Source organism: Aeromonas rivuli, from assembly GCF_020149575.1.
Lineage (GTDB): Bacteria > Pseudomonadota > Gammaproteobacteria > Enterobacterales > Aeromonadaceae > Aeromonas > Aeromonas rivuli.
The window spans coordinates 3,055,819-3,067,920 of record NZ_CP079742.1 but is presented as its reverse complement, the minus strand read 5'-3'; the positions used below and the strand labels follow the sequence as shown (position 1 = coordinate 3,067,920).

Sequence of the window (12,102 nt, the reverse complement as noted above, 5' to 3'; positions counted from 1 at the left end):
GTATTGAAGATTGGCGATGGTTAAAAAATGTGCCAAATTTTAATCTTGGCCTTACAACATGGAGAGTGAAAATGGGAGAGTGGTCTGATTACTTTGAGGATTTCCCGGAAGAAAATCCTGCCAATTATGATGAAAATGGGAGGTATGATCCCAATGGTACGCAAAGACATGAAAGAGCCAAACTGAACTTGGCAAATCAGAGATTAACTGAGGTTTTGAAACAAAAAGGTTCCCTGACACAGGCACCGAAAAAAAAGTAACCCCGGTATATTCAAGGACGGCGTACCACTAACCGGACTAACTTCCAATCTGAATTCCCATCGTCAATAAGGCCACCTCACTGCAGGTGGCCTTTTTCATTTCAAGGAATCATCCCAATGTCTGCCTTCATGATCGATCGCCAGGACTACCTGGCCTTTGCCGTGCAGTTGCACCGCTTTTGCAATGCCCCGATGCCACCCCATTACACCTGCGAATTGTTAAGGTCTCTTTGGTGGATCCCGCCAGCAGATGCGACCGGCACCTGGGAGTGGCGGGTAAATCGGCTGGTGCGCCTGATGATGCTCGCCAATCAGCGCGCGGTCTGGCATCGCTATCAGCGAGGCCGCCGGGAATGGGCCTCCAACAAGGCAATCCGAATAGGTCGGTCAAACTGGCCCCACTCAACCCCGTCCACCGCTACCACCTACGGGTGCTCACCGATATCGAGCTGGTCACCCTGTTCAAGTTCATCAACTGCGCCCTCTACCAGTCGAGCGAGTGGAGCGGGGGCCCCGAGCAGGCCCCCAGGCTCGTCAGGCTGATGCAGCAACTGCAAGCCGCCCTGGCCCAGGACGTGCTCTGCAGCCTGTCTCTGTGGGACCCCATTTCCTGGGGCAGCATGCAGTAAGTCAGTCTATTCCCCAACCCGTGCACAACAGCCCCTCACTGCGAGGGGCTGTTGTTATTTGAGGTATTCCACTATGTATGACTTGCGTAACTACAAGACTCTGACGCCTAAGCAAATCACCACCGCCATCGGTCAACTCAACCACAACAGCGCACCTAAGATAATGGCCCACCTGGCAGGCCGTGCGGCCCCACTGTCACCGCTCAGAAACAACAGGTCTCGAGCCAAGGCTCGTCAACTGCTGCGCCGGATCAAGAAGGCTCACAAGGCAGGGCGTATTCCGTTCGAGCTCACTGTGACGGGGTGTCGTATTGACCGGGGCAGCCACAACACCAGTCGCTACCACTACGACGACCGGCTGACCGCAGACGAAGGTTGGCAGCAGTACGACACCGACCAGGATGCCTGGTACTTCGGTATCTGGATTAACCCCAGAACGCTCGAGACCTTCACCTACGCCGAGGGCGATACCCGCCATGTGATGGCTCCGAGTATCGAAGCGTTTCGCGCCGAGCTGGTCAGGCTATATCAGCACCATCCGCAAGCCCCGGCCTTTATCAGTATCGACCCGGAGGCTGGTGTTGTGACCCGCTACTTTGAAGCCAAGCCGGAGGTGTGAGATGACGAAACACATCACCATCAAGGTGCCCGGCAAACATCCGCAAACCGGCGAGCTCACCACCTTTGAGCTCAAGGGGCAGCGCATCGATATCGACATCGGCGGCCAGGCCGTGCCCTTTCTCATTCACGGGAGGGGGATAGGAACGTCGCTCACCCACATTCCGAGTGGCTATCGCATAGCCCTGCTCGGTGGCTGGCTCACTGCACGTTATGCAATACCTGAGAATAAGCCCAGCAGAACGGTCTGCGCCCAGATGGCCATAAACCGGCTGGTGGCCCAGTACGGCTCGCTGCATCTATTGGACCGGCTCAATGCCAAACCTGTGATCAATCAGATAGCTGATACAGCTCGTTGAACCAACTCTGCCTCACTTATCGACAAGCAACATAAAGGGCCAGCCCTCACAGGCTGGCCCTTGGCATCATTGGAGTCACCTAACATGACCCGTCTTATCACCGGGCTCGAGGTGCATCGCTATGCCCCCGAGCTTAACAAGCTGCATCTGCGCAACCGCCAGACGTTACCAGCGCCCGGCCACCACCATCAGGCAAGCCAAAGCACGCCTGTTTGGCCGCTAGCAGCCAGGGCATCAGGTGAGCATCACCGTGAGCCATCCCGACTACATCAATCTTTCCCGACTCTATCGGGGGCGGCTGGCAAACCTGACCGACCTCCCTGAGCACCTGACCAGACTACGCCAGCGCCACAACGTGCCCGGCACTATCATCCACACCCAACTGAGGTATCGCGAATCATGACCACAACAACCACCTACACCAATAGCCAACAACCTGCCGAACCAGACCTGCCCACCCGGATTTTTGCGCAGTGGGGCTTGCCCCACACCGCCACACCACGCGGGTTTCACCTGTGAAGCCGATACCCTGGGTAACCACGGCTATGTCTATATCTGTATTTACTCTGCGGCGAGCATGGGGGCGACGCCTGATGTCAGGAATAGCCAGAGCTAACTCTGATATCTGCACGATTGTAAATCGTTGGGAAGGTCACGAGTTGGCCTTTCCGTAACGTCTGGGAGCAACACCTCATAGCTCATGGCTGTGTCTCAATTGGATTTTAGTGGAATGATGATTGGCTACACTTCAGCCAATTTTATCGATAAAGATCATGGAGTTGTCATCTGGAGTGTCATTCAGAGCGACACCGTGATGTAATGTGATGCATCTCGCATCACTCTGTGACTTAGGCGCTATGAAATCCGTTAGAACGACCGTCTCTTTATCTCATTCACAGCTCGAGTCCTTGCAACGGATAGCTGAAAGCAATGAGGTGTCCATCTCATGGCTTATTCGCCAAGCTGTAGGGGATTTTCTGGCAGTTCATAACGAGGAGCTTTTCCACCCCCTCAAGCGTAAAACTGCACAGCAAGAAGGCAATCAGGAATGACATTCTATTCACCACATCAACAGGCTTGGCTTGCCCATTACCTGACCCTTGAGGGAAAGGCGGAAGAATCGTTAACCAAAACGATGGCCGGGGCCAAGGTGGACATGAACCCGCATCAGATTGAGGCTGCGATGTTTGCCTTAGCATCCCCGTTGTCGAATGGCGTTATTCTGGCCGATGAAGTTGGATTGGGGAAAACGATTGAGGCCAGCTTGGTTTTGGCGCAGAAATGGGCTGAGCGTCGGCGAAAGTTGCTTTTGATCGCTCCTGCCACTTTGCGCAAACAATGGAGCCAGGAGCTTGAAGAGAAGTTTTCGCTCCCCTCTTTCATCATGGAGGCCAAGTCTTTCAATGAGGCAAAAAAGGCAGGGATAGCCAATCCGTTTGATATGGAAATTGCCTTTGGCCAGTCTGCAATCTGTATATGTTCCTACGAGTTTGCCGCTCGGAAAGCGTTGGAGCTACAGCGAGTTCCCTGGGATTTGGTGGTCATGGATGAAGCGCATAAGTTGCGCAATATCTATAAAAATGATGGGGCCAAAACAGCCAAGGTGCTTGATAACGCTTTAATGGGCATCAAAAAGGTCCTGCTTTCTGCCACCCCATTGCAGAACAGTATGCTGGAGTTATATGGGCTTGTATCAGTCATAGATCCGCACTTCTTTGGTGATTTACCATCGTTTAAGGCTCGATATGGCCGGCAGCAATTGGAGCAGGTTGAACTGGCTATGCTGCGAACTCGATTGAGCAAGGTTTGTAATCGCACTCTCAGACGTCAGGTCCAAGAAGAGGGCGGGATCAGCTTTACTCGCCGTTATTCCATGACTGAAGACTATCGACCGTCAGCGCAAGAAGATCAATTGTACAGGCAGGTATCCGAGTACCTGCAGCGTGAAGATCTGCTGGCAATCAAAAGCGGTGCCAGGCATCTGGTGACGCTGGTTATTCGTAAAATTTTGGCGTCCTCTTCGCATGCAATTCAAGGTACTTTACAGACCATGATTGCACGGCTGGAACAAAAGCTGCCCCTTCTTGATGCCTTGGAGGATTATGAGAATTTCTCTGACCTTCAGGATGAAGAAGGGATTGGTGACGAGGAGCTGATCGACCCGCAAGCCCTGCAGGCCGAAATTGATCTACTTAAGGATTTTCAAGGCCTTGCCAGTAGTATTTCGAACAATGCCAAAGCTGATGCGCTTGTTCGCGTTCTCGAACGTGCATTTGAGAAAACGGCTGAGCTAGGTGGATCACGCAAGGCGGTGATTTTTACCGAATCGGTTCGAACGCAAACATGGTTGGCAGAGATGTTAGCCACCCAGGGCTATGACGGCCAAATCGTGATGCTGAACGGTAGTAACAGTGATTCTATGTCGAAACAGATCTATCAAGACTGGCTTGAACGTCATCGAGGTTCAAGCCGTGTCTCTGGCTCCAAAACAGCAGACATGAAAGCCGCTCTGGTTGAGAAATTCCGCGATGATGCCACCTTGATGATCTGTACCGAAGCAGGTGCGGAAGGTATCAACCTGCAGTTCTGCTCCTTGCTGATCAATTACGACTTGCCATGGAATCCCCAGCGGGTAGAGCAGCGCATTGGCCGCGTTCACCGCTATGGCCAGAAAAATGACGTGGTCGTGGTCAATTTCATCAACAAGGGCAACCGCGCCGATGAGCGCGTATTTGAACTGCTTAGCCAGAAATTCCAACTCTTCGAGGGCGTCTTTGGTGCCTCGGATGAAGTGCTGGGCTCTATAGAATCAGGTGTCGATATTGAGCGCCGGATCCATGATATCTACCAGCGTTGTCGCAGTGATGCACAAATTGAGTCTGAATTTAATGCTTTGCAAGAAGAACTCAGGGAGCATCTGGAAGCCAAAAACAGCGACACTCGGCGTTCACTCTTCGAACACTTCGATGCAGATGTCGTCCGCCGCCTTAACCTTCGTCGTGGCAAGACAACAGAGGAACTGACGGCTTATCAGAAAAAGATGTTGTTGCTGGCGCGTATGACCTTACAGGGGAATGGTGACTTTAGTGAGTCCATGGATGGTTTTGTCTGGCTGGGGAACAAGTACAATCTGAACTGGCAGAATGCAGAAATTGAGAAAGGTGAGTTTTTCCGCCCCCACGATGGACTGGGTGCTGCATTGATCGAGCAAGCCAAGACCGCTTCATTGCCATCTGTTGCACTCCAGTTTGTTTATAAACGCTCGTCGGAGCAAGGTCAATGGGTTGATGTGAAGGGGCAGATAGGTAATAGCGGTTTGCTCAAAGTCATCAAGGTGAGCATTGAGTCAGAGGCGCTGCGACGTGAACAATTGCTGCTGCTAGGCACTAACCATCATGGCGATCAGTTGCATACCGAGACGGTCGAACGACTGCTACAACTCCCGTTAGCACAGGCTCCACTCGTCATTCCAGAGCCCGATGTATCAGCCTTGTTAGACCTGCAACAAACACGGCTGGGGGATTTTCAGCGTGAGGTGGAGCGGGATAACGAAACCTACTATGGCGAAGAAGTAGAGAAGCTAGAACGCTGGTCAGAAGACAAACGCATTGCTCTGGACCTGCGTATCAAACAGCTGGACCAGGAGATCAAGGAAGCACGCAAGGCATCCCGGCAGCTGACCTCCTTACAGGAGAAGATGGAGGCCAAGAGAGCCCTTAAGCAGTTAGAGAGAGAACGAGATAACGCCATGTTGCATTATTACGAAGAGAAGAAACTGATTGAACAGGAGGAGGACCGCCTGTTAGAAAAAGTTGAGGCACGCCTGACCACAGACACCTGTGTGATGGAGCTCTTTGCAGTAACATGGCAGATCGTAGCTAATGAATGTGAAGGTGTAGCATGAAGGGTGTTACTGGCAGAAACCAATTGAGTCGCATTGTGATTGATGGCTATAAATCGATTGCTCATTGTGACCTTAAAATGGGCAGTCTGAATGTACTAATCGGTTCGAATGGTGCAGGGAAATCAAATTTTATTAGTTTTTTGTCATTTTTGTCTGAGTTACTTTCTTCCCGCTTGGCTGTGCACGTTGCCCAATCGGGAGGGCCAGATGTGCTATTGCATTATGGAAGAACTACAACTGAGATGATCCATAGTGAAATACACATCAATGACCTGTGCTATAGCGCAAAGCTTGGAGCGTCAAATGACAACAGACTATTCTTTGAAGCCGAGACAGTCTTTTCTAGTGGACCAAACTCTTCAGTATTGACTCAGGGGCATTATGAAACTGCTATAAATAATTTTCATTCCCATGGTGCAGGGAAAAACAAGTTAGACACAGTTGTTAATAGCATTCGGTCTTGGCGTATTTATCATTTTCATGATACAGGTCGAAAAGCAAAAGTTAAGCAGATCCACCGTATCAATGATAACGATTATCTACGAGAAGATGGTGCTAATCTGGCGGCCTTCTTGTTCCGGGTAAAAAAAAATCACCCCAGTCACTACAAGCGGATAATACGTACCATCCGTATGGTAGCTCCATATTTTGGTGACTTTTATCTGCGGGCTACACCAGATAACCTGGATAGCATTCAGCTTGAGTGGACTGAGAAAGATCACGATGTTCCGTTCAAAGCCAGTGAGCTGTCGGATGGCACTCTGCGCTTTATTTTGCTGGCGACGGTGTTGTTGCAACCAGAAGAGTTTATGCCTGGCGCAATTATCGTAGATGAACCCGAGCTGGGATTACATCCTTATGCGATCAACGTATTGGCTGAATTGATAAAAAGTGCCAGTCATGAGCATCAGCTGATTATTTCGACACAGTCTGTCGAGCTCGTTAACCAGTTCGATGCCGAGGATTTGATCGTGGTAGATAAACAAGGCGGCTCCTCAACCTTCAAACGCCTGGAGACCGCGTCATTAAGCGAATGGTTAGAAGATTACAGTCTCGGTGATTTGTGGAAGAAAAACCTGTTGGGCGGGAGACCACAATCATGAGTCGAGTATTGGTCTTCGTTGAAGGGCAGACTGAAGAAACATTTGTGCGCGATCTGCTGGAGCCCTATTTTGCTACACTTGGCATTTATCTCACCCCCATCCTGGCACAGACCAGTCCGGGACATAAGGGCGGGATTGTCAGCTATGGCAAGGTAAAACATCAAGTCACCCGCTTGTGTCGACAAGATCACAGTGCTTATGTTACCACCTTGATCGACTACTACGGTTTGCCCAATGACTTTCCTGCGTTAGACAACCAAGTGCAGGATGCCCATCAACGTGTGTTGCAGATAGAGCAGGCGCTACAACAGGATCTCAATGAGCCCAACTTTATCCCGAATCTGCTACTGCATGAGTTTGAAGCACTGCTTTTTTCTGCTCCCGCCAAGTTTGCCGACTGGGTGGATGATGGTGATCCAATTGCAGAGCTGGAAGCTATTAGGGCGGCATTTGACTCACCCGAGCATATCAATAACAGCCCGCAAACTGCGCCTTCCAAGCGGATCCTTGCACTAGTGCCGAACTATAAAAAGACACTGCATGGCCCCTTGATTGCTGAAGATATTGGCCTGGACGCGATCCGCGCCCAGTGCCCCCACTTTAATCACTGGATTGAGCGCCTGCTGGCGTTGCCTCGTTAATTTCCATTGGAATTAGAATCACGATGAACAAACAAAAACTCGAACTTACCTGGATTGGCAAGGATAAACGGCCACGCCTTGAACCGCGTATTTTTCTGGAAGATAAGAGTCTCTCTTATCAGGCTCCATTGTTGGGGAGTAATAATGATGGTAATGCTAATGACATAATTAATGACAACATGTTAATCCATGGTGATAACCTGTTGGTCCTTAAAGCTTTAGAGCAAAAATATGTAGGAAATGTAAAAGCTATTTATATAGACCCTCCATATAACACTGGGGCTGCATTCTCTGAATATGATGATGGCCTTGAGCATTCTCTCTGGCTGAGCTTAATTAGAGATAGATTGTCGCTTCTGTCAAAACTATTACGTGAAGATGGAAGTATATGGATTAGCATAGATGACAATGAGTATGCCTACTTAAAGGTTTTATGTGATGAAATTTTTGGGAGAGAGAATTTTGTTGGGACAATGATTTGGGAAAAAAGAAAAACAAGAGAAAATCGCCGCGTATTCTCATTTAATCATGACTTTATTTTAGTGTATGCTAAATCAAAGCTTGTTTTCGATAAACAAAGAAACCCACTCCCTATTACTAGCGATATTTTAGCTAGGTATAAAAATCCCGACAATGATCCAAGAGGTCCATGGCAATCTATATCTGCATTAGCTCAAGCTGGGCATGGGACATCAAGTCAGTTTTATGACCTTACACTTCCATCAGGAGATGTCGTAAGTCCTCCTAAAGGAAACTGCTGGAGATATTCTCAGTCTAGAATGAAGCAAGAAATTGAGGCTGGAAGGATATGGTTTGGGAAAGGTGGAGGTAATGCACCCAGAATAAAAAAATATCTTTCTGAGTCAGAAGATAAAGGTGTTACACCTGAAACAATATGGAAGGCTGATGATGTAGGAACAACAGATTCAGCTAAAAAACATATAAACCAACTATTGCATGAAATTTCGTTTGATACACCTAAGCCAGAAGAACTTTTGTCAAGAATTATTCATATATCTTCCAACCCTGGGGATTTAGTTTTAGATTCTTTTGCTGGTTCGGGCACTACTGGCGCAGTTGCGCACAAAATGGGCCGTCGCTGGATCATGGTTGAGCTGGGTGAACATTGCCACACCCATATCGTTCCACGTCTGAAGAAAGTGATTGATGGGGAGGATCAAGGAGGCATTTCCAAGGCAGTCAACTGGCAAGGTGGTGGTGGCTTCCGTTATCTTCGCTTGGCCCCTTCTTTGCTGAAAAAAGATGATTGGGGCAACTGGGTTATCAATAAGGAATATAATGCCGAGATGCTGGCCGAGGCAGTGTGCAAGCATATGAGCTTTACTTACGCACCGAGCCAAACCCAGTTCTGGAATCATGGCTATAGCACCGAAACGGATCATATCTACGTGACCACCGGTTCACTGGCTTATGACCAGCTCAAGCGGATCAGCGAAGAAGTGGGGAATGAGCGTACCCTGTTGATCTGTTGTAAGGCGTTTATGATGGATGGCGCCGACTTCCCAAATTTGACGCTGAAGAAGATCCCAAAAGTCATTCTGAATAAATGCGAGTGGGATCATGATGACTACAGCTTCACCCTCAATGTGCTGCCAGAAGAGCAGGACGAAGAGTGGGCAGATGACGACAGCGAAGAATAAGGAAAACAGATGAGCAACGGGACCACTATCGCCAACCAGATCGGGGCGCGCCTTTCCCTGCGCAAGCCGCAGAGTGAATCGCTCGCGATCCTCTGCCGCTTGTTAGAACAGCTGAAGCTGGAGAAAGAGCCTGATTTACAGCACTGGATTGATCTCCTCAAAGCCGAGAAGCTGCCATTCAAGAGTTTTGAGCGAGACTTCCCTTCGCTCTGCTTTGCTCTGGCAACCGGTGTTGGTAAGACTCGCCTGATGGGAGCCATGATTGCATGGCTCTATCTGACCGGGCGTAGCCAGCATTTCTTTGTCTTGGCTCCTAACCTGACAATCTATGAAAAGCTCAAGCAGGATTTTCTGCCCGGCTCGCCCAAGTATGTGTTCCAAGGCATCCCCGAATTGGCTCAGACACCGCCGGTATTGATCACCGGTGATGACTATCAGGAGGGGCGTGGCGTTCGTCTGGATCAGGTTCAAACGATGAGTGCCACGGGGGATATGTTTGCGATCGAGACAGCGCCGCATATCAACATTTTTAATGTTTCCAAGATCAATGCGCTGGATAACAAGAAAGGGGCCGAGAAGTCCAAGCAGGCGAAAGTACGCCGCCTGCAGGAGTATATCGGTGACTCCTACTTCAACTACCTGGCCGACTTGCCTGATCTGGTAGTCTTGATGGACGAGGCCCACCGTTACTATGCCGACTCTGGTGCAACGGCAATCAACGACCTCAAGCCGGTGTTGGGTATCGAGCTGACGGCGACCCCGAAAACCACTGGTGCCAAGCCACGAGATTTCAAGAATATTGTGTTTCACTATCCGCTTGCCCGAGCGCTCAATGATGGTTATATCAAGACCCCGGCAGTGGCGACCCGCAAAGACTTCAAAGCGAGTAGTTACAGCGAACAACAGCTTGAAACCATCAAGCTGGAAGATGGCATCCATCATCATGAATACGTCAAGACCGAGCTAGCCAGCTACGCCAACAATACCGATCGGCCACTAGTTAAGCCCTTTATGCTGGTGGTAGCGCAAGATACCAACCACGCCGAAGCCATCAAGGCCCGTATAGAAGACAGTGAATTTTTCCATGGTGCCTATAAGGGTAAGGTGATTACCGTCCACTCTAACCAGACCGGCCAAGAGTCTGACGAAAACACTCAACGCCTGTTAGCGGTTGAGCATGATAAGAGCACCGAGATAGTCATTCACGTTAACAAGCTTAAAGAAGGCTGGGATGTCACCAACCTCTACACCATAGTGCCGTTGCGTGCGTCTGCCTCCGAGATCCTGACCGAGCAGACCATTGGCCGGGGCTTGCGCCTGCCCTATGGGAAACGGACAGGGGTCGAGGCTGTGGATCGTTTGACGATCATTGCCCATGACCGGTTTCAAGAGATCATTGACCGTTCAAATCAGGAAGACTCCATCATCAAGAAAACGCTCTTCATCGGTGCCGATGATGACGATGACGGGATCCCGGAGCATAAGCCCAATCAAGTGATCGTGCCATCGCAGGCCGATACGCTACTGGGACTTACTCCTACTGATGGTCAGGGGCATCAAGTCAAGGAGGGCTTTGCTCCACCATACCAGGGCAACAGTATACAGATGGATAATCCCCCACCGGTTCTCGCAACTGAGGCTCAGCGGCAAGTTGCCGAGATCACTGTCAGGATCATAAGCGATGAAGCCAAGCGTCTTGGAAGCAGCAAAGAGTTGATGACACCTGAAGTGCTACAAAGTGTTACCCGTAAGGTTCAGCAGGTCATGAAGGAGATATCACCACCTATCTCCAGCCCAGCCATTCAACCAGAACTGACCGGTATGTCTTCCCCTGATCCAATTGCTCCGCGTGAGCTGGATGAGAAGAGTATTGCGAAGCTAGTTGGCCAGATTTCTGAAAAAGTAGCAGAACACACTATCGACATTCCCCAGATCGTGATCCTGCCGACCCGTGATGTGAACTATGGTTTTGCAGAGTTTGAGTTGGGTAGGCTAAACAGCATTGCGATGCGGCCAAGTAGTCAGGAGATGCTGCTGCAAAATCTGCAGGACAACAGCTCCAGCACCATCAGTTGGGCTCAAAGCGGTATGTCAGAGGAGCGTCTGGAAAACTACCTGGTTCATTATCTCTTCGACCATGACGAAATCGATTATGACGAGCATGCGGGATTGCTTTACCGCCTTGCAGGGCAAATGGTTACGCATTTGCAAACCTACCTGAATGATGAAGAGGTAGAGGTTCTGCTCAAAACACAGGGGCGGCAACTGGCAGACTTTATCTGGGTGCAGATGAAGCAGCATATGTGGACGACACCAACCGATTACGTTGGCCATGTTACTAAAGGGTTTGATGTATTACGCCCAACCACCTTCAACTATGCCCATAACGAACAGCCTCGTGACTTCCGCTCTCCCATCCAGGCAGGAGAGAAGAGTAGGGTTCGCCAGATGCTGTTCACTGGCTTTAGCAAATGCTGTTATCCGTACCAAAAGTTTGATTCTGTCGATGGTGAGTGGCGCCTGGCACAGATCCTCGAAGGGGATGCAAGCGTGCTCAAGTGGATGAAGCCTGCCCACGGACAGTTCCGGATCGAGTATGCCAATGGGCAGAACTATGAGCCTGATTTCGTGGTGGAGACTAAAGACGCCTGTTTTCTGATCGAGCCCAAAAAGGCAACCGAGGTATCAACCCCAGACGTGCAAGCGAAAGCTAGGGCTGCGGTTCGCTGGTGCAAGTACGCTAACGAGTATGCAAGCCAGCATTCTGGCAAGCAATGGCGTTATTTGCTGATCCCCCATGATGATATCGAGTTGGGTCGGAGCATTGCGGGTTTAATGCAAGAGCATGAAGTGGTCAGTTAACCGCAAAAATGCCCGTTTGTTCATGTTAACTAAAACCAAAACAATAGCAGAGGGCCACAAGGCCC

11 protein-coding genes are annotated in these 12,102 nt (G+C 50.0%); all 11 read left to right on the top strand.

Annotated features, from left to right (window positions below; genetic code table 11):
- Window positions 1–71 precede the first annotated feature (71 nt).
- The 11 genes from KYK33_RS14060 (at window position 72) to KYK33_RS14010 (ending at window position 12,037) form a co-directional block, all read left to right on the top strand.
- Complete coding sequence (locus KYK33_RS14060; RefSeq protein ID WP_224430933.1) at window positions 72–260, top strand: hypothetical protein; 189 nt, start codon at window positions 72–74, stop codon at window positions 258–260.
- Window positions 261–613: 353 nt separating this feature from the next.
- A complete protein-coding gene (locus KYK33_RS14055; protein WP_224430932.1) occupies window positions 614–889 on the top strand; it encodes a hypothetical protein in 276 nt (91 codons plus the stop codon).
- Between the two features lie 73 nt (window positions 890–962).
- Window positions 963–1,508: a hypothetical protein gene (locus tag KYK33_RS14050; RefSeq protein WP_224430931.1), complete on the top strand. Its 546-nt coding sequence runs from the start codon at window positions 963–965 to the stop codon at window positions 1,506–1,508.
- Between the two features lies 1 nt (window position 1,509).
- Window positions 1,510–1,866 carry a hypothetical protein gene (locus tag KYK33_RS14045; RefSeq protein ID WP_224430930.1) on the top strand — a complete coding sequence of 119 codons (357 nt, stop codon included), beginning with the start codon at window positions 1,510–1,512 and terminating at the stop codon, window positions 1,864–1,866.
- Between the two features lie 466 nt (window positions 1,867–2,332).
- Window positions 2,333–2,482 carry a type IV toxin-antitoxin system YeeU family antitoxin gene (locus KYK33_RS14040; RefSeq protein ID WP_224430929.1) on the top strand — a complete coding sequence of 50 codons (150 nt, stop codon included), beginning with the start codon at window positions 2,333–2,335 and terminating at the stop codon, window positions 2,480–2,482.
- Window positions 2,483–2,690: 208 nt separating this feature from the next.
- Window positions 2,691–2,918 carry a ribbon-helix-helix domain-containing protein gene (locus tag KYK33_RS20255; protein ID WP_104015705.1) on the top strand — a complete coding sequence of 76 codons (228 nt, stop codon included), beginning with the start codon at window positions 2,691–2,693 and terminating at the stop codon, window positions 2,916–2,918.
- Window positions 2,915–5,770, top strand: coding sequence for an SNF2-related protein (locus KYK33_RS14030; protein WP_224430928.1), 2,856 nt, complete (start codon window positions 2,915–2,917; stop codon window positions 5,768–5,770). Before KYK33_RS20255 ends, KYK33_RS14030 begins: the two co-directional genes overlap by 4 nt.
- Window positions 5,767–6,873 (top strand): AAA family ATPase, encoded by a 1,107-nt coding sequence (locus KYK33_RS14025; RefSeq protein WP_224430927.1) that lies wholly within the window; start codon window positions 5,767–5,769, stop codon window positions 6,871–6,873. Before KYK33_RS14030 ends, KYK33_RS14025 begins: the two co-directional genes overlap by 4 nt.
- Complete coding sequence (locus KYK33_RS14020) at window positions 6,870–7,514, top strand: DUF4276 family protein (protein WP_224430926.1); 645 nt, start codon at window positions 6,870–6,872, stop codon at window positions 7,512–7,514. The genes KYK33_RS14025 and KYK33_RS14020 overlap by 4 nt, the downstream gene beginning before the upstream one ends.
- 23 nt (window positions 7,515–7,537) lie before the next feature.
- A complete protein-coding gene (locus KYK33_RS14015; protein WP_224430925.1) occupies window positions 7,538–9,175 on the top strand; it encodes a site-specific DNA-methyltransferase in 1,638 nt (545 codons plus the stop codon).
- Between the two features lie 9 nt (window positions 9,176–9,184).
- The gene (locus KYK33_RS14010; RefSeq protein ID WP_224430924.1) at window positions 9,185–12,037 is read left to right on the top strand and encodes a DEAD/DEAH box helicase; all 2,853 of its coding nucleotides are present in this window, start codon (window positions 9,185–9,187) and stop codon (window positions 12,035–12,037) included.
- Window positions 12,038–12,102 lie beyond the last annotated feature (65 nt).